This is a genomic window from Aeromonas sp. R6-2 (assembly GCF_040908155.1).
Classification (GTDB): domain Bacteria; phylum Pseudomonadota; class Gammaproteobacteria; order Enterobacterales; family Aeromonadaceae; genus Aeromonas; species Aeromonas schubertii.
Window position 1 is genome coordinate 48,268 of sequence record NZ_JBFODE010000043.1, and the last position, 22,969, is coordinate 71,236.

At 62.6% G+C, this 22,969-nt stretch carries 15 protein-coding genes; 13 read left to right on the forward strand and 2 right to left on the reverse strand.

Going from position 1 to position 22,969, the window contains the following annotated elements:
* Positions 1 to 16: 16 nt before the first annotated feature.
* Genes rnhB through accA form a run of 3 tightly spaced genes read left to right on the forward strand, consistent with a single transcriptional unit; the run spans position 17 to position 5,064 of the window.
* Positions 17 to 610 (forward strand): ribonuclease HII, encoded by a 594-nt coding sequence (rnhB, locus tag AB5Y48_RS11340; protein ID WP_368164487.1) that lies wholly within the window; start codon positions 17 to 19, stop codon positions 608 to 610.
* A 9-nt stretch (positions 611 to 619) separates the two neighbouring features.
* On the forward strand, positions 620 to 4,099 hold the full coding sequence (gene dnaE, locus AB5Y48_RS11345; RefSeq protein WP_136613947.1) for a DNA polymerase III subunit alpha: 3,480 nt from the start codon (positions 620 to 622) through the stop codon (positions 4,097 to 4,099).
* Positions 4,100 to 4,113: 14 nt separating this feature from the next.
* The gene (gene accA, locus AB5Y48_RS11350) at positions 4,114 to 5,064 is read left to right on the forward strand and encodes an acetyl-CoA carboxylase carboxyl transferase subunit alpha (RefSeq protein WP_050666917.1); all 951 of its coding nucleotides are present in this window, start codon (positions 4,114 to 4,116) and stop codon (positions 5,062 to 5,064) included.
* Between the two features lie 44 nt (positions 5,065 to 5,108).
* On the opposite strand, the gene AB5Y48_RS11355 is transcribed toward accA, so the two are convergent.
* Positions 5,109 to 6,482 (reverse strand): MATE family efflux transporter, encoded by a 1,374-nt coding sequence (locus tag AB5Y48_RS11355; RefSeq protein ID WP_368164489.1) that lies wholly within the window; start codon positions 6,480 to 6,482, stop codon positions 5,109 to 5,111.
* Between the two features lie 95 nt (positions 6,483 to 6,577).
* Positions 6,578 to 7,483, reverse strand: coding sequence for a LysR family transcriptional regulator (locus AB5Y48_RS11360; protein ID WP_050666919.1), 906 nt, complete (start codon positions 7,481 to 7,483; stop codon positions 6,578 to 6,580).
* Positions 7,484 to 7,770: 287 nt separating this feature from the next.
* Here AB5Y48_RS11360 and cadC point away from each other — a divergent pair, with 287 nt between their 5' ends.
* The 10 genes from cadC to cas7e all read left to right on the forward strand — a co-directional run bounded on the left by cadC (position 7,771) and on the right by cas7e (position 22,968).
* Positions 7,771 to 9,285, forward strand: a complete 1,515-nt coding sequence (gene cadC / locus AB5Y48_RS11365; RefSeq protein ID WP_368164492.1) for a lysine decarboxylation/transport transcriptional activator CadC — start codon at positions 7,771 to 7,773, stop codon at positions 9,283 to 9,285.
* Between the two features lie 437 nt (positions 9,286 to 9,722).
* Positions 9,723 to 11,048, forward strand: a complete 1,326-nt coding sequence (gene cadB, locus AB5Y48_RS11370) for a cadaverine/lysine antiporter (protein ID WP_082178007.1) — start codon at positions 9,723 to 9,725, stop codon at positions 11,046 to 11,048.
* A gap of 80 nt (positions 11,049 to 11,128) precedes the next feature.
* Positions 11,129 to 13,261 carry a lysine decarboxylase CadA gene (locus AB5Y48_RS11375; protein ID WP_136613943.1) on the forward strand — a complete coding sequence of 711 codons (2,133 nt, stop codon included), beginning with the start codon at positions 11,129 to 11,131 and terminating at the stop codon, positions 13,259 to 13,261.
* A 56-nt stretch (positions 13,262 to 13,317) separates the two neighbouring features.
* Entirely contained in the window at positions 13,318 to 14,181 is an 864-nt protein-coding gene (gene pdxY / locus AB5Y48_RS11380) for a pyridoxal kinase PdxY (RefSeq protein ID WP_058628262.1), read from the forward strand.
* A 375-nt stretch (positions 14,182 to 14,556) separates the two neighbouring features.
* On the forward strand, positions 14,557 to 15,855 hold the full coding sequence (locus AB5Y48_RS11385) for an HAAAP family serine/threonine permease (RefSeq protein ID WP_058628261.1): 1,299 nt from the start codon (positions 14,557 to 14,559) through the stop codon (positions 15,853 to 15,855).
* Between the two features lie 153 nt (positions 15,856 to 16,008).
* Complete coding sequence (locus AB5Y48_RS11390; RefSeq protein WP_368164495.1) at positions 16,009 to 16,995, forward strand: helix-turn-helix transcriptional regulator; 987 nt, start codon at positions 16,009 to 16,011, stop codon at positions 16,993 to 16,995.
* Between the two features lie 39 nt (positions 16,996 to 17,034).
* A complete protein-coding gene (gene cas3, locus AB5Y48_RS11395; protein ID WP_368164497.1) occupies positions 17,035 to 19,734 on the forward strand; it encodes a CRISPR-associated helicase Cas3' in 2,700 nt (899 codons plus the stop codon).
* A 14-nt stretch (positions 19,735 to 19,748) separates the two neighbouring features.
* A complete protein-coding gene (gene casA / locus AB5Y48_RS11400; RefSeq protein ID WP_368164499.1) occupies positions 19,749 to 21,272 on the forward strand; it encodes a type I-E CRISPR-associated protein Cse1/CasA in 1,524 nt (507 codons plus the stop codon).
* The gene (gene casB / locus AB5Y48_RS11405; RefSeq protein ID WP_368164500.1) at positions 21,269 to 21,784 is read left to right on the forward strand and encodes a type I-E CRISPR-associated protein Cse2/CasB; all 516 of its coding nucleotides are present in this window, start codon (positions 21,269 to 21,271) and stop codon (positions 21,782 to 21,784) included. Before casA ends, casB begins: the two co-directional genes overlap by 4 nt.
* A gap of 20 nt (positions 21,785 to 21,804) precedes the next feature.
* Positions 21,805 to 22,968 carry a type I-E CRISPR-associated protein Cas7/Cse4/CasC gene (gene cas7e, locus AB5Y48_RS11410; protein ID WP_368164503.1) on the forward strand — a complete coding sequence of 388 codons (1,164 nt, stop codon included), beginning with the start codon at positions 21,805 to 21,807 and terminating at the stop codon, positions 22,966 to 22,968.
* Position 22,969 lies beyond the last annotated feature (1 nt).

Here is a 22,969-nt window from a genome sequence, read left to right on the forward strand (position 1 = left end):
TCTTCAAGGTAATACCATGACCATCGAGATCCCGAGCAACCTGATCGTCGCCGGCGTGGACGAAGTGGGTCGCGGCCCCCTGGTGGGGGACGTGGTCACCGCGGCGGTGATCCTCGACCCGAGCCGCCCCATCGCCGGCCTCAACGACTCCAAGAAGCTCTCCGAGAAGAAGCGCCTGTCCCTGTTTGACGAGATCAGGGAGAAGGCGCTCGCCTTCGCCATCGGCCGCGCCACCCCCGACGAGATCGATGAGCTCAATATCCTGCACGCCACCATGCTGGCCATGCAGCGGGCCGTGGCCGGGCTCGGTGTCACTCCCGAGTTGGTCTTTATCGACGGCAACCGCTGCCCTGACTTACCGATGGAAGCGCGCGCCGTGGTCAAGGGAGATAGCCTGGTGCCCGCCATCAGCGCCGCCTCTATCCTGGCCAAGGTGACCCGGGACGCCGAGATGAGCGAGCTTGATGCCCGCCATCCGGAATATGGCTTCGCCCGTCACAAGGGCTATCCGACCGCTGAGCATCTGGCCATATTGGCCAGTCGCGGCCCCCTGCCCGAGTATCGCAAGAGCTTCAAGCCGGTACGCCGGGCCCTGGGGTTGGAAGAGTAAGGAGAGAGCATGGCTGAACCCCGTTTCGTACACCTGCGCGTCCACTCCGATTTCTCCATGGTGGACGGCCTGCAGAAGATTGGGCCCATCGTCTCGGCCGCCGCCGCCGACAACATGGCCGCCCTGGCCCTGACCGACCAGATGAACATGTGCGGTCTGGTGCGCTTCTATGGCTCGGCCCACGGCAAGGGGCTCAAGCCCCTGGTCGGCGCCGACTTCTGGGTCCAGAGCAGCGAGCTTGGCGACGAGCAGTTTCGTCTCACCCTGCTGGCCATGGACAACGACGGCTACCAGAACATCACCCTGCTCATCTCGCGCGGTTACCTGCGCGGTCACGTGCAGGGGCGCCCGGTCATCGACAAGGCGTGGCTGAGCGAGCACGCCAAGGGGGTGATCGTCCTCTCCGGCGCCCGCGAGGGGGACGTGGGCAAGTTCCTGCTCAAGGGCAACCGCCTGATGACCGAGCGTTGCCTTGCCTTCTATCAGGAGCACTTTCCCGACGCCTACTACCTCGAGCTGATGCGCACCGAGCGCAGTGACGAGGAGGTGTACCTCCACATGGCGGTGAATCTCGCGACCGAGTTCGACCTGCCGGTGGTGGCCACCAACGAGGTGGTGTTTCTCAGCGAAGAGGACTTCGACGCCCACGAGATTCGGGTCGCCATCCACGACGGTTACACCCTGGACGACAAGCGTCGCCCGCGCCGCTATAGCAAGCAGCAGTATTTCAAGAGCCAGGCGCAGATGCTGGAGCTGTTTGCCGACATTCCCGAGGCCATCGAGAACACGGTGGAGATCGCCAAGCGCTGCAACGTCACCGTGCGCCTCGGTGAGTACTTCCTGCCCAACTTCCCGACCGGGGAGATGAGCACCGAAGACTTTTTGGTGATGAAATCCCAAGAGGGCCTCGAGGAGCGTCTCGAGTTCCTCTTTCCCGATCCGGCAGAGCGTGCCCGGCGCCGCCCCGAGTACGACGATCGCCTCGACATCGAGCTCAAGGTGATCAACCAGATGGGCTTCCCGGGTTACTTCCTCATCGTGATGGAGTTTATCCAGTGGTCCAAGGATAACGGCATCCCGGTGGGGCCGGGCCGGGGCTCGGGGGCCGGTTCGCTCGTGGCCTACGCCCTCAAGATCACCGATCTGGATCCGCTCGAATTCGATCTGCTGTTCGAGCGTTTCCTGAACCCCGAGCGGGTCTCCATGCCCGACTTCGACGTCGACTTCTGTATGGACAGGCGCGATCAGGTGATCGAGCACGTGGCCGACATGTACGGCCGCGATGCGGTCTCCCAGATCATCACCTTCGGCAGCATGGCGGCCAAGGCGGTGGTGCGCGACGTCGGTCGGGTGCTGGGTCACCCCTATGGCTTCGTGGATCGCATCTCGAAGCTCATTCCACCCGATCCTGGCATGACGCTCGCCAAGGCGTTCGAGGCCGAGCCCAAGCTGCCCGAGCTCTACGAGCAGGACGAGGAGGTCAAGGACCTCATCGACATGGCGCGCCGCCTGGAAGGGGTGGTGCGTAACGCCGGCAAGCACGCCGGTGGTGTGGTGATCGCCCCCACCAAGATCACCGACTTCGCGCCGCTCTATTGCGACGATGAGGGGCATCACCCGGTCACCCAGTTCGACAAGAACGACGTGGAGTACGCGGGCCTGGTGAAGTTTGACTTCCTGGGGCTGCGCACGCTGACCATCATCGACTGGGCGCTCGGCATGATAAACCCGCGTCTTGCCAAAGAGGGCAAGCCACCGGTCGACATCGCCGCTATTCCGCTCGACGACGCCCCGTCGTTCGCCATGCTCAAGCGCTTCGAGACCACGGCCGTGTTCCAGCTCGAATCGCGCGGCATGAAGGATCTCATCAAGCGGCTGCAGCCCGACTGCTTCGAAGACATGATCGCCCTGGTGGCCCTGTTCCGTCCGGGCCCACTTCAGTCGGGCATGGTGGACAACTTCATCGACCGCAAGCACGGCAATGAGGCCATCTCCTATCCGGACGAGAAGTGGCAGCACGAGAGCCTCAAGCCGATCCTCGAGCCTACCTACGGCATCATCCTCTACCAGGAGCAGGTGATGCAGATCGCCCAGACCCTGGCGGGCTATACCCTCGGCGGCGCAGACATGCTGCGCCGGGCCATGGGTAAGAAAAAGCCCGAGGAGATGGCCAAGCAGCGGGCCGGCTTCGAGGAGGGGGCGGTCAAGAACGGGGTCGATGGCGAGCTGGCCATGAAGATCTTCGATCTGGTGGAGAAGTTTGCGGGCTATGGCTTTAACAAGTCCCACTCCGCCGCCTATGCCCTGGTCTCCTATCAGACCCTCTGGCTCAAGGCCCACTTCCCGGCCGAGTTCATGGCGGCGGTGATGACCGCCGATATGGACAACACCGACAAGATAGTGACCCTGGTGGACGAGTGTCAGCGCATGGGGCTCACCGTGATACCGCCCGATGTGAACACCGGCCGCTACCGCTTCAGCGTCAACGAGGATGGTCACATCGTCTATGGCATCGGTGCGGTGAAGGGGGTGGGGGAAGGGCCCATCGAGGCACTGCTCGAGGCCCGTGACAAGGATGGCCCGTTTCGGGATCTGTTCGACTTCTGTAACCGGGTCGACATCAAGAAGCTCAACAAGCGGGTGATGGAGAAGCTTATCTACTCCGGCGCCATGGACAGGCTCGGTCCCCACCGCGCCGCCCTGATGGCGACCCTGGAGGAGGCGATGCGCGCCGCCGACCAGCACGCCAAGGCGCAGGCGGTGGGGCAGGTCGACATGTTTGGCGTGCTCACCGAGGAGGTGGACGACGTCAAGAAGGCGTTCGCCAACGTGCCCCAGTGGCCCGACAAGGTGTGGCTGGAGGGGGAGCGCGAGACCCTCGGCCTCTATCTGACCGGTCACCCCATCAACCAGTACAGCGGCGAGCTGCGTCGTTACACCTCGGGGCGCCTGTGCGACCTGCACCCGACCGACCGGGACAAGGTGACCACGGCCGCGGGTCTGGTCATCGCCGCGCGTACCATCATCACCAAGCGGGGTAACCGCATGGGGGTGATGACCCTGGATGACAAGTCCGGTCGTCTCGACGTGACCCTCTTCAGTGAGGCGCTGGATCGCTACGAGGCGCTGCTGGAGAAAGACCGGATCCTGGTGGTATCGGGACAGGTCAGCTTTGATGACTTCTCCGGTGGCCTTAAAATGTCTGCCCGCGAAGTGCTGGGCATCGATGAGGCGCGCGAGCGATTTGCCCGTGCCATCCGCATCTTTATCGACGAAACGCGGATCGATGAACGTTTTTTCCAGCGTTTTACCGAGATTTTGGAGCCCGCCCGTGCCGGAGTCTGTCCGGTTCAGGTACACTACCGTCGCCCCGGAGCCCGGGGACGATTGACGCTCGGTACCGAGTGGCGGGTGACCCCCACCGATCAACTGATGGATGACCTGAGAGTCCTGCTGGGGCGGGACCGGGTGGAATTGGTTTTTGAATAGAGGTTCTAGGCCCTATGAGTCTTTTTCTGGATTTTGAACAGCCGATTGCCGAGCTGCAGGCGCAGATCGACGAACTCAAGCATGTCAGCGAGCACAACAACGCCGTTGATCTGAACGAGGAGATCCGTCGGCTGGAGAAGAAAAACGAAGAGCTGACCAAGAAGATCTTCTCGGATCTGGGCGCCTGGCAGGTCTCCCAGATGGCACGCCACCCCCAGCGTCCCTATACCCTCGACTACATCGAGCACATCTTCACCGAGTTCGATGAGCTGGCCGGCGATCGCGCCTTTGCCGATGACAAGGCCATCGTCGGCGGCATCGCCCGTCTCGACGGCGAGCCGGTCATGGTGATCGGCCACCAGAAGGGTCGTGAGACCAAGGAGAAGATCAAGCGCAACTTCGGCATGCCGCGCCCGGAGGGGTACCGCAAGGCCCTGCGCCTGATGAAGATGGCCGAGCGCTTCAAGATGCCGATCATCACCTTTATCGACACCCCGGGTGCCTATCCGGGGGTCGGTGCCGAGGAGCGCGGCCAGTCCGAGGCGATCGCCCGCAACCTCAAGGAGATGGCCGGTCTGACCGTCCCCGTGGTCTGCACCGTGATCGGTGAAGGTGGCTCGGGCGGCGCCCTGGCCATCGGCGTGGGCGACAGGGTCAACATGCTGCAGTACTCCACCTATTCGGTCATCTCGCCGGAAGGGTGTGCCTCGATCCTGTGGAAGAGCGCCGACAAGGCCTCGGTAGCGGCCGAGGTGATGGGGATCACCGCCCAGCGTCTGAAGGAGCTCAAGCTGGTCGACAACATCGTCGACGAGCCCCTGGGCGGCGCCCACCGCGACGTGGAGAAGATGGCGGCCAACCTCAAGGCCCGCATCAAGCAAGACCTCGATGCCCTGCGTCCCCTCGACGACGAGCAACTGCTCGAGCAGCGCTACCAGCGCCTGATGAGCTACGGTTACTGCTGATCGCTCATATGAAAGAAGCCCCCGCACTGCGGGGGCTTCTTTTTTTACGGGCCGGCGGGATGGAGTGTGCGAAGGGCGGGCCTGGCCTCACCCAGGCGCTGCCACTCCCGCCACAGCAGGAACAGGAGCGGCGCCGCCAGCAGGGCCACGGTCGTCGGCTGGGCCAGCAGCACCCCTTCGATGCCAAACAGCAGGGGCAGGCCGAGGATGAGGGGGATGAGCAGCAGCGTCTTGGTCACCGTCAGGGCCAGGGCAGGTCGGGGTCGGTCCATCGCCTGCAGCAGTACTATGCCCATCAGCTCGAGCCCCTCGAGGGGCATCCCCATCAGGTTGAGCCTGAGGCTGCTCACCGCCGCCGCGAGCACCAGAGGGTCCCCGTCACCGAGGAAGGCGAGGGCTACCTGCTGCGGGAAGAGGTGGATGAGGCCCCACATCACCAGGCCATAGGCGAGGGTGATGCGCAGGGCCAGCTTCATCAGGAAGCGCACCTCGTGGTGGCGTCCGGCGCCGACCGCCCGGCCGATAAGCGGCTGGATGCCGAAGGCGAGCCCCTGCAGGATCACCACGAACACCGCCTCCATGTAACCGGCTACCGTGTAACCGGCCACATCGCGCACCCCGCCGTAGGCGAGCAGCTGGCTGTTGTGCAGGTAGAGCAGCATCCCCACGTTGAGATCGGCCACCAGGGTCGGGGCACCGGCCAGCAGCAGGGGGGCGGTCGCGCCCCTGCCGGGCCGCAGATCGCGCAGGCGCAGCCTCAATCTGGCGTGGCGGCTGAAGAAGTAGCCGAGGCCGAGCAGGGTGATGATCGCCTCGGTCAGCAGGATGGCCTGGGCCGCTCCCACCAGTCCCAGATCCAGCCAGGCGACCAGCAGGGTATTGAAGCCGATATTGAGCAGGCCGCCGAGCATGGTCAGGCCCATGGCCAGCCGCGGTCGTCCGTCGTTGCGCAGCAGATAGGGCACCGCCAGGTTGGTACCCAGCAACAGGGCGCCGCCGCCGATCCAGGCCAGGTAGTCACGGGCGTGCGACCAGGCCGGGCTCTGGGGGGTGAGGTCGAGCAGCGTCAGCCACCGATCGAGGAAGGGGAGGATGGCCAGGGGCGCGAGCAGGCCGAGCAGGAGCAGCAGCCAGAGGCTGTTGACCAGACTCTGGCGCGCCTCACCCTCGCGGCGGGCACCCAGGTGCAGCGAGATGCGGGTGGCGGCGCCCATGGCCACCATGGCGGCGAGGCCGATGAGGGCCATGATGACGGGGTAGACCAGATTGATGGCGGCCAGCCCCTCGGCACCGACGAAGTGGCCGACGAAGATGCCGTCCACCAGGTAGTAGGAGGCCGGCACTATCATGGCGAGGATAGAGGGGAGGGCGTAGTGCCAGAAACGGCGGCTCAGGGCGCGATGACGCAGGGTAGACACGAAGGGCCTCTTTCGATAACAGGGAAGGCCACTACTCTAATTCATCAGTTTTTTATGATAATCCCGCTTTTTCTTGATGCATTTATGAGATTTGCTCATTTATTGTGGCGCGCCTTGAGCATATCGATGAGGCATCTGAGCCCGCGTCCCAGCTGGTGACGGCTGGGGTAGTAGAGCGAGAAGCCCTCGAAGGTGGGGCTCCAGGGCGCGAGCACGCTCACCAGCCGGCCGGCGGCCAGCTCGTTTTTCACCTCTTCCTCGGGGCAGTAGGCCAGCCCCAATCCGGCCAGAGCCGCCTGGATATAGAGGGTCGGCGTGCTGGTGGTGAGAGGGCCATCGACCTCCAGCTCCAGCAAGGTGCCCCCCTCCTCGAAGGCCCAGCGATAGTGATGGGTGGCGCTCAACCGGTAGCCAATGCAGGCATGTCGAGCCAGCTCGCGCGGGTGCTGCGGTGTGCCGCAGCGGGCCAGATAGTCGGGGGATCCCACCACCAGATAGCGTTGCGGGCGACTGTCCAGTGAGACCGCGACCAGCTCCTGGGGCATCATGTCTCCGTAGAAGAGGGCGGCGTCGAAACCGTCCTCGATAAGGCGGGGCATCAGCTCCTGCTCGACCACCTCGACTCGCATGCGCGGATAGCGGATCAGGTAATCGGCGAGCACAGGGGTGAGCAGCTCGTCGATGGCGGCGCGTGGGGCGCTGATCTTGAGGCGCCCGACCGGCTCGTCCGCGCCTTGCAGCAGGCTCTCGAGGGCCGAGGAGAGGGTATCCAGCGTCGGCAGCAACTGGCCGAGCAACTGGGCGCCGGTTTCGGTCGGTACCACGGCCCGGGTGCTGCGCTGCAGCAGGCGCACCCCGAGTCGCTGCTCCAGCCCCTTGAGGCTGTGGCTGATGGCGGAGGGAGAGACCCCGAGCTCGATGGCGGCGCGGCTGAAGCTGCGGTGGCGGGCGACGGCGGCAAAGACTGCCAGCTCGGCGAGATCCTGGCGTGTGATGGTCATGGGGATTCCGAATGGGGGTGAGGGCTCAGGGTACGACAGCCTGGCCCCGGTGTCAGCTGGCCCGCAGAGGGCCCGGAAAACCGTTTCAGATCAAACCAACTGCTGATTTATTAAAAAATGCTGTGTATTCCTCAATTTTTTGAATAAAGTTTTTCCATTGCCTAATCGTCGGCAATCCTGCACGGAAGCTCTGCTATCCATGGTGCCATTGGATTAAAACTCCAATGGGGTGCCGCAACGTCAGTTTATTCCCCTGTCATAATCAGGTTCCATTGAGTCGAGTCGCCATGGTTGAACCGGTTTACCGGATCCACGACTGGGTCCTCACCGTCGCTGAAAACAAGCTCTATCGCCAGGGGCGCGAGATGAACCTCGAGCCGCGTCTGGTCAACTTGCTGCGCTTCCTGGCGGACCATCCCGGTACCGTCTTCGGCCGCGACGAGTTGATCGAGACCGTGTGGGAGGGCGCCGTGGTGACCGATCAGGTGGTCACTCAATCCATCTTCGAGCTGCGCAAGATCCTCAAAGACGGGGATGGCGGGGCGCCCGACTTTATCGCCACAGTCCCCAAGCGGGGCTATAAGCTGGTGGCCCCGGTAGCGCGGATCGAGCAGGAGTCCCCCGAAGTGAGCCTGCCGGAGCCGGAAGAGCCCGAGCCACAGACCCCACCCCCCTTCCCGGCGGGCCCCCTGACCCGCGCCCTCACCACCCGGGCCCGTCAGGCTCACGATCAACGGGGGCGCTGGCGCCTGCTCAGCTTCGATCTCTTCGCCGTGGTGGTGCTGATCGCCCTGGTGAGCACCCTCACCTGGCAGCAATCCAAGCCCCATGTACAGGCGGTGCTGGATCCCGGACTGGTGATCTTTCGCCTGCACGGGGCCAGCGGCGACAGTCGGGATGATCGGCTGGCAGAGGGGATCACCCGGGGTCTGATGCGAGAGGTGGCGGCGGCCACCAACCTGAGGGTGCAGCTCGATCAGGCGGGTCTCGCCGGGGGCATACTGCCCGGGCGGGAGGTGAGCCTGCGCATCACCCGTCAACACGGGGGCTCCTACCTCGATATCGAGTACCGTAACCGGGGGGCCGGTCGGGTGGTGATGAGCCGCCAGTATCAGCTGGCCGATCACCGCATCGCCCAGACCCTGCAGACCAGTGGTCGGGATCTGCTCGATGCCCTCGGGCAGGGGGCGCATCCGGTCGGAGTGGGGTGGCCGAGCCAACAGGAGAGCATGCTGGCGCTGCTCGAGGCGAGCCACTACCTCAACAGCGATGCGCCGGCGCGGGTCTCCACAGGGATCGCCCTGCTGGACAAGGCCCTGGTCGCCGAGCCCGATCAACCCCTGCTGCTGGCGGAGCGCTATCTGGCCGGAGAGGTGCGCCTGGCACTGGTGGGGCACGAGGCCGGCGAGGAGGAGGGGGCCGAGCTCGATGAGCTGGCCCGCCGCCTGCAGCGGGTGGTCTCCCCCTCCCGGACCAGTGAACAACCGGCCCGGGTCTGGGAGGCGCTGGCCCTGCATGCCGTCCTGATCGGGGATCAGCAGGCCGCGGTCGATGACCTGGCGCGAGTGTCGAGCCTGGGTCGCAGCGCCCTCTTCTATATCCTCTCGGGCAAGTTGGCCGAGCTCAGGGGGGAAGCCGAGGCGGCGGGGGATGCCTATGCCCAGGCCTTCCTGATGGAGGCGAGCGAGCAGACCTACCTGCTCTGCCAGCATCTGGGCTTTACCAGCAATCTCGAGCTGCTCGCCCCCTACCTCTACCGCTCCATGACCCCGAGTGAAGTGACCCTCTTCTCTTCCCTGTGACGCCCGGCCCGGGCGTCATCTCTGTGCCTGCGCTTCCCCCTTGCGGTCATGCCGTGCGCCGGCCCTTCCCCGTTGTTCAAACAGGCCGTCGCGGCCTTTGCTCTTCGCCTGCGCGCCTTGCATCAAGCCCTGCTCCCGCCGGGCGCCAGCCCGGGGCCAAGCTCCCGATAACCCCGCCTCGCGGGGTGATAAAGGGAGCGGATGAGCAGCCGGTTTCCCATCAGGGTTTTATCAAGATGAGCCGGGTTTGTTAGGTAATGCCATTGTTTTAAAAGGGATTATTAGATAATGAATGGCCGCGGTCCCGCCTTGATAAAAGGGTGAGGCTAATGTTTTTATCCCTTACCCCATCCTGATGTTTTTAGACCTCTGTCTCCTTACTCTGGCCCCATCGCCGGACGCTTACCCCGTCCTGCTTCCCTGAGGCTTTTGGAGACATTTCCATGTCAGATACGAAGAAGATCGGTCTTATCGCCTGTACCGGCGTGGTGGCCGGTAACATGATGGGTAGCGGCATTGCCCTGCTGCCCAGCGCCCTGGCCACCATCGGCTCTATCTCTGTCTTTAGCTGGATCATCTGCCTGTTCGGTGCCATGGGGCTGGCCTTTGTGTTTGCTCGCCTGGCCACCAAGAACCCGCAGGAGGGCGGCCCCATCGCTTACGCCGGCGAGATCTCCCCGGTGTTCGGCTTCCAGACCGGTGTGCTCTACTACCACGCCAACTGGATCGGCAACCTGGCCATCGCCATCACCGGCGTCTCTTACCTGTCGGTCTTCTTCCCCGTGCTCAACAGCCCGATCCCGGCGGCCATCGCCACCATAGCCGCGGTCTGGATCTTCACCTTCGTCAACCTGCTCGGCGGCAGCTGGGTGAGCCGGCTCTGTACCCTGGGGCTGGTGCTGATCCTGCTGCCGGTGGTGGGGACCGCCCTGATCGGCTGGACCCATTTCGACATGAGCCTCTATAACCAGAACTGGAACACCTCCGGCAGCGGCGATCTGCAGGCCGTGGTGAGTGCCGTGCTGATCTGCCTCTGGTCCTTTGTCGGGGTCGAGTCGGCCGCCGTCTCCTCCGGCATGGTGAAAGATCCCAAGCGCACCGTGCCCCTGGCCACCATGCTCGGCACCGCCCTGGCCGGTATCGTCTACATCCTCTCCACCCAGGTAATCAGCGGCATGTTCCCGGCTGCCGACGTGGCCGCCTCCGGCGCCCCGTTTGCCATGGCCGCCAACGCCATCTTCGGTGACTGGGCCGCCCCCTTCGTCTCTGCCTTCACCGCCCTGGCCTGCTTCACCTCGCTCGGATCCTGGATGATGCTGGTGGGCGAGGCGGGCAAGCGCGCCGCCGCCGATGGCAACTTCCCGACCATCTATGGAGAGGTGGATAAAAACGGCGTGGCCAAGAAGGGTCTGGTGCTGGCTTCCCTCAAGATGACCGCCCTGATGGTGGTGCTGACCGCCTTTACCTCCCAGTCCGCCCACGCGGCCGATCTCTTCAACGTGCTGACCACGGACGCGGTGCTGCTGACCATGCTGCCCTACTTCTACTCCAGCATTAACCTGATCCGCTTCGAGGGGATGACCTCCCGCAGTGCCGGCGCCATGATCTTCTCCGGTGTGGCGTGCGTCTTCTGTCTCATCGCCCTGGTGGGCGCCAAAGGGGCCAACCTGACCGCCACCTTCGTGGTCTCCCTGGTCATCCTCATGTTCTACGCCAAGAAGCTCGGCCTGCGTCAGCATGCCGCCGCCGAGGCTTCCCTCTAACCCGATTATTCCCGTTCACGGCCGGCGCTCTCTCATCCTCGATACGCAGGGGAGCGCCCCCTTACACCTGGAGTTTTCCTATGAACATCATCGCTATCCTTAACCACCTGGGTGTCTTCTTCAAAGAGGAGCCTATCCATCAGCTGCAGGCTTCCCTCGAGGCCAAAGGTTTTCAGGTCGTCTACCCGGTCGATGCCCAGGATCTGCTGAAGCTGATCGAGAAGAACCCCCGCGTCGCCGGCGCCATCTTCGACTGGGACAAGTACTCCCTGGGTCTTTGCAAAGAGATCCACGATCGCAACGAAAAGCTGCCCATCTACGCCTTCGCCAACGATCAGTCCACCCTCGACATTCACCTGACCGATCTGCGCCTGAACGTGCACTTCTTCGAGTACCGTCTCGGCATGGCCGATGACATCGCCCTCAAGATTGGCCAGGCGACCCAGGAGTACATCGATACCCTGCTGCCCCCCTTCACCAAGGCGCTGTTCAAGTATGTGGAAGAGGGCAAGTACACCTTCTGTACCCCGGGTCACATGGGGGGGACCGCCTTCCAGATGAGCCCGGCCGGCAGCATCTTCTATGACTTCTACGGCCCCAACACCTTCAAGGCGGACGTCTCCATCTCCATGCCGGAGCTGGGCTCCCTGCTCGATCACTCGGGCCCGCACAAGGAGGCCGAGGAGTACATCGCCCGCACCTTCAATGCCGATCGCTCCTACATCGTCACCAACGGTACCTCCACCGCCAACAAGATCGTCGGCATGTTCTCGGCACCGGCCGGCAGTACCGTGCTGGTGGATCGCAACTGCCACAAGTCGCTCACCCATCTGATGATGATGAACGACGTGACCCCCATCTATTTCCGCCCGACCCGCAACGCCTACGGCATCCTCGGTGGCATCCCGCAAAGCGAGTTCCTGCCCGAGACCATTGCCGCCAAGGTGGCCGCAACCCCGGGGGCCAAGGCCCCGCGCTACGCCGTGGTGACCAACTCCACCTATGATGGCCTGCTCTATAACACCGGCTTCATCAAGCAGACCCTGGAGACCCCCTTCATCCACTTCGACAGTGCCTGGGTGCCCTACACCAACTTCAGCCCCATCTACGAGGGCAAGTGCGGCATGAGCGGCGACGCCATCCCAGGCAAGGTGGTCTATGAGACCCAGTCTACCCACAAGCTGCTGGCGGCCTTCTCCCAGGCCTCGATGATCCACATCAAGGGAGAGGTGGAAGAGGAGACCTTTAACGAGGCCTTCATGATGCACACCTCCACCTCGCCGCAATACGGCATCGTCGCCTCTACCGAGATCGCGGCGGCCATGATGCGTGGCAACACCGGCAAGCGCCTGATCAAGGACTCCATCGATCGCGCCATTGCCTTTCGCAAGGAGATCAAGCGTCTGCGCGAGCAGAGCGAAGGCTGGTTCTTCGACGTGTGGCAGCCCCGGGATATCGACAGCACCGAGTGCTGGAAGCTCGATCCCAAGGATGACTGGCACGGCTTCAAGAACATCGACGACGACCACATGTACCTGGATCCCATCAAGGTGACCCTGCTCACCCCGGGCATGGGACGTGATGGCCAGCTGCTGGAGAGTGGTATCCCGGCCTCCCTGGTCTCCAAGTTCCTCGACGAGCGCGGCATAGTGGTGGAGAAGACCGGCCCCTACAACCTGCTGTTCCTCTTCTCCATTGGTATCGATCAGTCCAAGGCGATGCAGCTGCTGCGTGCCCTGACCGAGTTCAAGCGTGCCTATGATCTCAACCTCACCATCAAGAAGATGCTGCCGGCCCTCTACAACGAGGCGCCCCACTTCTACGAGGGGATGCGCATCCAGGAGCTGGCCCAGGCGATCCACGAGCTGACCATCAAGTACCGCCTGCCGGAGCTGATGTTCAAGGCCTTCGACGTGCTGCCCGAGATGACCATGACCCCGCACGCGGCCTGGCAACAGGAGCTGGCCGGTAACGTGGTGGAGGTGCCTCTGCAGGAGATGGTGGGCCGCGTCAGCGCCAACATGATCCTGCCCTACCCGCCGGGAGTGCCTCTGGTGCTGCCGGGTGAGATGGTGACCGACCAATCCCGCCCCGTGCTGGACTTCCTCGAGATGCTCTGCGAGATTGGCGCCCACTACCCCGGTTTCGAGACCGATATCCACGGTCTCTACCGTCAGGCCGATGGCAGCTACACGGTGAAGGTGCTGCGCTAAGCATTGCGATAACAACGGGCAGGGAGGCCCGTTTTGTCGTCTTCAGAGGTGAACCCATGAAACGTATTCTCTCGGTCCAGTCCCACGTGGTGTTTGGCTGCGCCGGCAACAGCGCCGCCGTCTTCCCCATGCGCCGCATGGGGATGGAGGTGTGGCCGGTTAACACGGTGCAATTTTCCAACCACACCCAGTACCGCCAGGGGTGGCGCGGCATGGCCATGCCGGCCGGCCACATCGGCGAGCTGGTGGAGGGGATGGCCGGCATCGAGGTGCTGGGGCAGTGCGATGCGGTGCTGAGCGGTTATCTCGGCTCCGCCGCCCAGGGGGAAGAGATCTTGAGCGCCGTGGCGCGCATCAAGCAAAGCAACCCCGATGCCATCTACTTCTGCGATCCCGTGATGGGCCACCCGGAGAAGGGGTGCATCGTGGCCCCCGGGGTGAGCGAGTTTCTGACCCGCCAGGCCCTGCCGGTGGCCGACATCCTGGCCCCCAACCTGCTTGAGCTCGAGACCCTGACCGAGCGACGGATCGAGAGCCTGGAGCAGGCGATGGCCGCCTGCCGTGCCCTGATGGCCCAAGGGGTGAAGGCAGTACTGGTCAAGCACCTGGGGCGCGCCGGCATCAGGGCGGGACGCTTCGAGATGCTGCTGGCCTGCGAGCTGGGGTGCTTTCATATCGAGCGTCCCCTCTACGACTTCCCCCGGCAGCCGGTGGGGGTGGGGGACTTGCTCAGTGCCCTGATGCTGGCCAACCTGCTGGCCGGTCACGATCCCGTGGTGGCGTTCGAGCGCACCAATGCCTCGGTCGATGCGGTGCTCAGGGCCACCTGGGAGCGGGGGGCCTACGAGCTGCAACTGGTGGCCGCCCAGGAGGCTATCGCCACGCCGCCCCTCGGGGCGCGTGCCGAGCGAGTCGGCTGATACATCACCTCAACAATTGGAAGGGGGCTTCGCTGGAAGCCCCCTTTTTTATGGTTGCCCGGCAACAAGCCGGTAACAGGGGGCGAGCGGGGAGGCCGAAGTGACTCAAAAAATGTTTATGTTTTGTAGATAAGTGGAGATTTCTCTGTGATCTCGCGCCGTCAAAAACCGACTTTAATCAAACTTTGGTTGAAAACATCAAAAAAACACTGTGAATGGTAGGGCCGTTCCCCTAGAGTCACCCCTATGAGGTAGAGGTGATTAAGAAAGTGTTAATCCACCCCAAGACCCACATGGTACAGGCTCGTCGCACAGGAGCCGCTCACCCGCAGGGCACCATGGTGACCGAACAATAAACTTCAACAGGAATGACAGATGTCCGAGATGAATATTGCCGCCGAAGGCGTCGTAACCCAGCAGGCCGCCAAGGCCAGTGGCTGGCAGAAGGTAGATCTGGTCTGGATGCTGGGGCTCTATGGCACCGCCATCGGGGCCGGCGTGCTGTTTCTGCCGATCAACGCCGGTGTGGGTGGCCTCTGGCCCCTGGTGGCCATGCTGGTGCTGGCCCTGCCGCTCACCTTCTTCGCTCACCGTGGTCTGACCCGTTTCGTCCTCTCCGGCTCCACCCGTGACGGCGACATCACCGAGGTGGTGGAAGAGCACTTCGGCAAGGCGGCCGGCAAGCTCATCACCCTGCTCTACTTCTTCGCCATCTACCCGATCCTGCTGATGTACTCGGTGGCCATCACCAACACGGTCGAGAGCCTGATGGTGCACCAGCTGGGCATGACGGCGCCCCCGCGTGCCATCCTCTCCCTGGCCCTGATCCTCGGTCTGATGGCGATCGTTCGCCTGGGCGGCCAGGTGATCGTCAAGGCGATGAGCGTGCTGGTCTTCCCGTTTGTGCTGACCCTGATGGGCCTGGCCTTCTACCTGATCCCCCACTGGAACGGCGCCATCATCTCCGAGGCCCCGGCCCTGGGCGACGCCCTCAACGGCGACTTTATCAAGACCCTGTGGCTGGCCATTCCGGTCATGGTCTTCTCCTTCAACCACTCCCCGATCATCTCCTCCTTCGCGGTGGACAATAAGGGTCGTTACGGTGAAGGTGCCGAGCCCAAGTGCAGCAAGATCCTGCTGGGTGCCCACGTCATGATGGTGCTGACCGTGATGTTCTTCGTCTTCAGCTGCGTGCTGAGCCTCTCCCCGGCTGACCTGATGGCCGCCAAGGAGCAGAACATCTCCATCCTCTCCTACCTGGCCAACCACTTCGACAACCCGGTGATCGCCACCGTGGCTCCGCTGATCGCCCTGGTCGCCATCAGCAAGTCCTTCCTCGGTCACTACCTGGGCGCGCAAGAGGGCATGAACGGCCTGATGGCCAAGACCCTGCGCGAGAAGGGCAAGAATGTGGACGTCAAGCAACTCAACAAGGTGACCGCGGTCTTCATGATCCTGACCACCTGGGCCGTGGCCACCGTCAACCCGAGCATCCTCGGCATGATCGAAGATCTGGGTGGCCCCATCATCGCCATGCTGCTGTTCCTGATGCCCATGTACGCCATCGCCAAGATCCCGGCCATGCGCAAGTACGCCGGCAACCCGAGCAACCTCTTCGTGACCGCCATTGGCCTCATCGCCATGTCCGGCATCCTCTACAAGCTGATCTTCTGATCCAGCCTGTCTTAAGAAGCCGCCCCCCGGGGCGGCTTTTTGTTTTTCTGCCTGTTGTGGCGTGAGCCGAGCACCGAATCGTGAGACTCAATAGAGTTTTCACATTCCCCCCATGCTAGGGTGAGTTCCATTGTTTTCTTTCTTATCAAAAAGATGGAACAGCTAGACCGCGCCTTGAGACTGCACCAGCTGCTGCTGGATCACCGCCGCCCCGTCCCCCAATCCCTGATCCTCGAGCGACTCGAGTGTTCGACCAGCACCTTCAAGCGACTGCTGGAGCTGCTGCGGGATCGCTACCAGGCCCCCATCGTCTGGGACCGTGCCGCCCGGGGTTATCGCTACGACACCTTGGATGGCCGCTTCACCCTGCCCGGGGTCTGGCTCACCGAATCCGAGGCCTTCGCCCTGTTGATGGCCAACCGGCTGCTGCAAGAGGTGCAACCGGGTTTGCAACAACAGGGGCTGGCCCAGTTGCAGGCCCGCATCGGCGAGCTGCTTGGCCCCCAGTGGCAGAGCGAGGCCGATCGGCTGCGCGTCGAAAGCATTGGCCGCCAATACGTGGCCCCCGAGCTCTTTCTGCCCTTGGTGCAGGCCCTGTTTGCCCGGCGCCGGCTCCACTTTGTCTATCACACCGCCTCACACCGGAGCGAGGCGCGTCAGGTCTCGCCCCAGCGCCTGTGTTGGTATCGGGACAACTGGTACCTGATCGCCTGGTGCCATGGGCGAGCCGCATTACGCCTCTTTGCCTTGAGCCGCATCGAAGGCCCCGTTGCGCTCGATGAAACCGCCTGCGAACGAGACAGTGGCGAGCTCGACGCCCTGTTTGCCAGCGGCTACGGCATCTTCGCCGGCAACACCTTGCAGTGGGCCGAGCTGCGCTTTGACCCCTCCGCCGCCCCCTGGGTCAAGGATGTGCAGTGGCATCGGGATCAGACCCAGGTCATCGAGCCCGGCGGCCATATTCGTCTGCGCTTTCCCTATGCCGACCAGCGTGAGCTGGTGCGTGACCTGCTGCGCTTTAGCGGCGAGGTCGAGGTGCTCTCTCCCCCCGAGCTACGCCACGGCGTGATCGCCGCCATGACGGCGGGGTTAAAAAAACACGCATCCACCGCGTTACTGGGTCAGCCGGTGAGCGAGTGAGGGGGGAATAATGGGTAGCAAGAAGAGAGAGGAGCCGATATGGAAGAGCTGAAAGACCCCATCCTGTTTTCACGCCTCCATCCGCAGGCCACCATCCTCTGGGCTAAAAGCGGTGAAGATCAGGGTCACCCCTTACTGGCCCACATGCTGGATGTGGCTGCGGTAGCCGAGGCGATCCTCGAGCTCGAACCCGCCACGACCCATCAACATCTGGCCGCTCAATTTGGCCTGGCGGCTGAGACGGCCCCCCGCTGGCTGGCGACCCTTGCCGGGTTGCACGATGTGGGTAAGGCGATCCCGGGATTTCAGGCCAAATGGGAGCAGGGGCAGGCACTTGCCAAGTCGAAAGGATTGACCTTTGCCAGTACATCGCTGCGCAGTGATCGCCACGACTGGGCCTCGACCGCCATTTTGAAAAAATGGCTACCGGCGCACACTGGTGCCGACGTCATCTGGTGCACTCAGGTGGCTGAAGCAGTTGGGGCTCATCACGGTTACCCGTTGACCACAAAGGAGGTTGGGGATGGTTTGCCGCTGCGTGAAGATAAAGCATGGCAGCAAGCCCGGCAGGCATTGCTCGATGCCTACTGGAAGGTGCTGACCCCATCAGGAGTGATTACCGCTGACGAACTGGCGCTACCTGCCATCAACTGGCTGGCAGGGCTGACTTCTATCGCCGACTGGATCGGCTCCAACCTTGAGTGGTTTTCCCTCGGTATTCGTCACGACGATCTCAGACAACATTACCTCCATGCCAAGGCGCTGGCTCATCAGGCGCTGGCGACCATCGGCTGGCGTTCCTTTGCGCCCATGCTATCCGAGCCAGTGCCACTCGACAGGCAACTGGGCCAAATGTTGGCTGCCGATCAACCGGTCACGCCGAGAGCCTTGCAGCAACAGGGCGTTGCCCTGTTACAACAGAGCCAGGGGCCGGCTTTGCTGCTGGTGGAGGCACCCATGGGGGAGGGCAAGACCGAGCTCGCCTTTATGGCACACCTGCACTTGCAGCGTGCCAATGGCCATCGCGGCTTCTATCTGGCCTTGCCAACCCAGGCCACCGGCAATGCCCTGTTTGCCCGTGCTCGCCAGTTTATGGACGCTTTTGCTCACGGACCGGCGCCCGATCTGCAACTGATCCACGGTGGTGCCGCCCGTCAGGAGATGATGGCCGCGCTCAAGGATGTGTGGGGTGAGGATGGCAAGCAGAGTGAGGGGATCGAGGCCGCCCGCTGGTTCTCCCGTCGCAAGCGACCGCTGATCGCTCCCTATGGAGTGGGCACTATCGATCAGGCGCTCTTCTCTGTGCTGAACGTCAAACATCACTTCGTACGGCTCTGGGGGCTGGCCAATCGGGTAGTGGTGCTCGATGAGGTACATGCCTACGACACCTATACCGAAGGGCTGATTGAGGCGCTGCTGCGCTGGCTAAAAGGTCTGGGCTGCTCAGTCATCCTGATGAGTGCCACCCTGCCAACAAAGCGTCGTGATGGTTTGCTCAAGGCATGGCGGGTTGACCCTGCCGTGCTGCCAGAGCTTGCCTATCCGCGGCTGGTGCTTGCCGATGACAGGGGCCTCGACTGGGATGACCAGATAGAAAGCCGAATGATGGAGCCCGTCCGGTTGGCCGGATGCGGTACGACACCCGAGGAGTTGCTCTGCGTAGCACTTGAGGCCCTGACCCACGGGGGCTGTGGCGCCATCATCGTCAATACGGTCGAGCGGGCACAGCAGCTCTATAGCCTGCTCAAGGCCAAGGCACCGGAAGATCTCACCCTGCAGATCTTTCATGCCCGTTTCCCCGCCGATGAACGGGCACAGCGAGAAGCTGCCGTGCTCTCCACCTTTGGTAAAGAGGGGAAACGTCCGGCCCGGGCCCTGTTGGTGGCAACCCAAGTTGTCGAGCAATCGTTGGACATCGATTTTGACTTTTTAATCAGTGATCTCGCTCCGGTCGATCTGCTGCTGCAACGGGTGGGGCGGCTGCATCGCCATCAACGCCCAGCACGCCCCGGGCCCCATCGCCAGCCGGTGTTGACGGTGGCCGGACTCTTACCCGGTGAATTACCCGATTTGGCGACCACCCGTTGGCGCTTTGTCTACGATCCCTACCTGCTCGCCATGACCTGGGTGCGGCTCCTCGGCGAAACCAGCTTGCAACTGCCCCAGGATATCGATCGGCTGGTACAGGCCGTCTATGGCGACGGTGAGTTGCCCGATTCGGTGAGTGAGGCGCTACGCCAATATATCGAGGAATACAGCTACGCCACTTATCTGGCCGCAGAGCAACACCAGCGGCAGCTGGCCCGAAATATTGTTATCAGAGCCGATGCGGACCTTGGTACTTATTCGAACAAACCCAGAGGTTACGAAGAGGGGGAGGGCGCGGAGAAAGGCTTAATTAACTGCACCCGACTGGGCAAACCCAGTGTCACCGTGATCCCGCTCTTTGTCTCTGACAAGGGGGTGGCCTTGACCCCAGACGCTGAGCCCTTCGCGCTCGATGTACCGCTTTCAACTGAACTGGCCTGCCAGCTCTGTGCCCGCCAGCTCAGCCTATCCAATCAAGCCCTAGTTAAAGCCATCAAGCAGCAACCCGACGTGCAGGCTTTTGCCCAGAGCCCGCTGCTTCGCCACAGCTACCCGCTGTTGCTCGATAGCGACGGCAGGGCGCAACTGGATGGCAGGCTGGTGGTTCGGCTCGATGGGGAGTTGGGGCTTATCTACCGGAACAGGGAATAACCAAAGGAGTGACAATGACAATGCGTTTTAATCTGCTCGACGAGCCTTGGCTGCCGGTCAGGATGCCAAGCGGCGAGGTCAGGGAGCTGGGCCTGCTGGCCCTCTTTGAGCAGGCGCCGCAGATAGTGGCCCTGGCCGAGACGGCGCCACCCTCCTTAATGGCTCAATATCGCCTGCTGCTTGCCATCACCCATAGAGCCCTGAGTGCACACACGCCTAGCTGGGGTCAACGGGACTTGCGCCACTGGTTTAGCCATGGGCTGCCCACCGAGACCATCACCGCCTACCTGGAAAAGTGGCGCGATCGTTTCTGGCTGTTTCACCCCGAGCATCCCTTTATGCAGGTGGCGGCGTTGGCCACGGCGGGCGAGACTTGCGAGAAGTTCAAACCCTGGGCACAGATTGATCTGGCCTGCGTCAGCGGCAATGCGCCTGTGGTGTTTAACCACTCGGTGGACACAGCGCCTGACGCCATCTCGCCGGCTCACGCCATTCGAACCCTGCTCGGTTTTTTACAGTGCACGCCGGGTGGTCTGGTCAAGGTGTTTCGTGATGCCGACAAGGCGGGCCCGCTGGCAAATACGGCGGCCGTCTTGCCACTGGGGGATTCCCTGGCCCAGACCCTTATCCTGAGCCTGCATCCCGCCTCGCCTGACCATGAAGACTTGCCGAGCTGGGAGCGACCCGCTCTCACCGCCACCAATCTGAAATCGCCTCCTCTACTGGCCACTGGCCCCAACGACCGCTTCACCCGCCAGACCCGCGCCGTGCTGTTTCAACGAGAGGAGGATGGCGCTATCCGCTGGCTGCGCTTTGCCGCCGGGCAAGGGTTGGAAGAGGACCCTCATGCCCCCGACCCCATGGCCAACTTTCGGGAGGGCAGCAATGGGCTTGTGCGCCTCACCTTTAGTGAAGGGCGAGCCCTCTGGCGCGATCTGCCGGCCCTGCTCCCCGATGGGGGCTCTCGCCCGGCCGCCATCCTGGAAAATGCCACCCGTCTAAACGAATCGCTGGGCAAAGCCCACCTTCGTCTGTTGGTCGCCGGCCTGGCCAGCGATCAGGCCAAGCTGCTGCGCTGGCGCGTCGAGCAGCTGGAGTTGCCGCAGGCTCTGCTGGAGCAACCCGAGGTGACCCGAGCGGCCCGCCTGATGCTGGAGATGGCCGAGACCCTGTTTGCCTCGCTCAAAGGGGCCGCCGTCCAACTGATTGCCGAAACCTTGCCAGACAGCCAGCAGAAAGATACCCGCAGCCGTGCCCGCGCTCTGTTTGAGGCAGGCCCGGTGGCGCCGCTCTTCTTTGCCCGCGCCGAGCGCGCTCTGATGACCATCCTGGCGCAGCTTGAACAAGACTCCGATGTCGCCGAGCTGCAGTGGCAGCAGGTATTGAAAGAGGCCGCCCTGGCGGCGTGGGAGACCCAACTGGCCAGCCAGGGAGGCAGTGTCCGCCTCTGGCGTGCCAATGCCAAGGCGCAGCCCCGCTTGTGGTCTGCCATCCGGGAGCAACTGACAGCCCTTAACGAAACAGGAGAGCTTCAATGAGTGATCAGCCTTTTGTCGACCATCTGCAGCTATTGTCACAAAGCAACCGCGGGGCCTTGGCCGAACTGCGCCGCAGTCTCACCTTTGCCCCCGGCACGGTACCCCGCGTCTTTCCCTACGTTGAGCCCTTTATCGCAGCCGATGAGCATCCCGACTCGGCTCGTCGCCAGTCCCACTACCTGGTGGCCGGGCTCTTTGCGCTTCATCCAAAGCACAGTGAGATGACCTTGGCCAAGGCGATGGGTGTTCTCTATCGCAAGCAGGAGCAGAGCCCGTCCATCGAGGGGCGCTTTATCGCCCTGCTTGAAAGCGATGGCGAGACCCTGGCCGAGCCACTGCGCCACTGCGTGACGCTGCTGAGATCCCATGAGTTGGCCATCGATTATCAGCGCCTGCTTTGGGATCTTACCGACTGGCTTAACCCCACTCGTCCCGAGGAGCTCGACAAGTTGCGTCGCCGTTGGGCCAGTGACTTTTACCGCATCGCGGCCACTGCCGATTCAAACGATTAAATCTTTCAAGGAGAGAAACCATGACCCTGTTTGTTGAACTGCATCTGATCCAGAACTTTGCCCCCTCCAACCTCAACCGTGACGATACCGGGGCGCCCAAAGACGCCCTTTTCGGTGGCCAGCGCCGAGCCAGACTTAGCAGCCAATGCCAGAAAAAATCGGTGCGGGATTTGTTCAAAACTTCGAATCTCGTTGAAGCCGAACATCTGGGTACGAGAACCCGACACTTGGATCGTCTCGTGAAGGAAGAGCTGGAAAAAATCGGGGTAACAACAACCTCCACATTCAACGAGATCATCAAACAAGCGCTGAAAAAGAAGAAAGGTAAAGAAGAAAAAGAGACAGATAGAGAAGATGAAGCTTCGCCTGAAGCAACGCTCTCTTACCTGCTTTATATCTCAATGCCTGAAGTGAATGCACTGAAAGAGCTCATCTCTTCTCATTCAGAAGAAATAGTAAGTCTGAGCAATAAGAAAAAACTCAAGCCTACCGATATCTCTAAACAGCTCAAATCTGAACTGGAAGCATTACTTCATAGAAGTCGAGCTGTTGATATTGCCCTCTTCGGCCGTATGCTGGCCGACCTGCCTCAGGTCAATCAGGATGCCGCCTGCCAGGTGGCTCACGCCATCAGCACTCACAGGGTGGAGCGTGACTTTGACTACTTCACCGCGGTCGATGACGTCGGTGGCCCTGATGAGACCGGTGCCGGTATGATTGGTCAGGTCGAGTTCAACTCCGCCACCTTCTATCGCTACGCGGCGCTCGATGTCAGCAAGCTGCTGAACAACCTGCAAGAGGACAAAGAGCTCACCGCCTCTGCCATCGAGGCCCTGATCCAGGCCATGGTGCGCGCCATCCCGACCGGCAAACAGAACAGCTTTGCCGCTCACAACCTGCCCGAGTTTATCGGGGTGAGTTTGCGTAAAAGCCCCCTCAACCTGGCCAACGCCTTCGAGCGCCCCGTCCAGCCGCGCCATGACAAGAGCCTGACCGAGCAGTCGGTGGCGGCGCTCGCAGACTACGAGCGCAAGCTCGCCCCCGTCTATGGGGATGCTGGCGATCGCTGGGCCCATATCGACCTCACCGGCAAGTGGCAGCTGGAAAGCAGCCTGGCCCGCGGCTCGGTCAGCGATCTGGCCGCCTGGGTGCGCGATGCCGTCGAGACCCAGTGGGAGGAGTAAG

Excerpts from the sequence above, each read along its gene's own strand:
- rnhB (WP_368164487.1), top strand. The coding sequence starts at position 17 with ATGACCATCGAGATCCCGAGCAACCTGATCGTCGCCGGCGTGGACGAA.
- dnaE (WP_136613947.1), top strand. The coding sequence starts at position 620 with ATGGCTGAACCCCGTTTCGTACACCTGCGCGTCCACTCCGATTTCTCC.
- accA (WP_050666917.1), top strand. The coding sequence starts at position 4,114 with ATGAGTCTTTTTCTGGATTTTGAACAGCCGATTGCCGAGCTGCAGGCG.
- AB5Y48_RS11360 (WP_050666919.1), bottom strand. The coding sequence starts at position 7,483 with ATGACCATCACACGCCAGGATCTCGCCGAGCTGGCAGTCTTTGCCGCC.
- cadC (WP_368164492.1), top strand. The coding sequence starts at position 7,771 with ATGGTTGAACCGGTTTACCGGATCCACGACTGGGTCCTCACCGTCGCT.
- AB5Y48_RS11375 (WP_136613943.1), top strand. The coding sequence starts at position 11,129 with ATGAACATCATCGCTATCCTTAACCACCTGGGTGTCTTCTTCAAAGAG.
- pdxY (WP_058628262.1), top strand. The coding sequence starts at position 13,318 with ATGAAACGTATTCTCTCGGTCCAGTCCCACGTGGTGTTTGGCTGCGCC.
- AB5Y48_RS11385 (WP_058628261.1), top strand. The coding sequence starts at position 14,557 with ATGTCCGAGATGAATATTGCCGCCGAAGGCGTCGTAACCCAGCAGGCC.
- AB5Y48_RS11390 (WP_368164495.1), top strand. The coding sequence starts at position 16,009 with ATGGAACAGCTAGACCGCGCCTTGAGACTGCACCAGCTGCTGCTGGAT.
- cas3 (WP_368164497.1), top strand. The coding sequence starts at position 17,035 with ATGGAAGAGCTGAAAGACCCCATCCTGTTTTCACGCCTCCATCCGCAG.
- casA (WP_368164499.1), top strand. The coding sequence starts at position 19,749 with ATGACAATGCGTTTTAATCTGCTCGACGAGCCTTGGCTGCCGGTCAGG.
- casB (WP_368164500.1), top strand. The coding sequence starts at position 21,269 with ATGAGTGATCAGCCTTTTGTCGACCATCTGCAGCTATTGTCACAAAGC.
- cas7e (WP_368164503.1), top strand. The coding sequence starts at position 21,805 with ATGACCCTGTTTGTTGAACTGCATCTGATCCAGAACTTTGCCCCCTCC.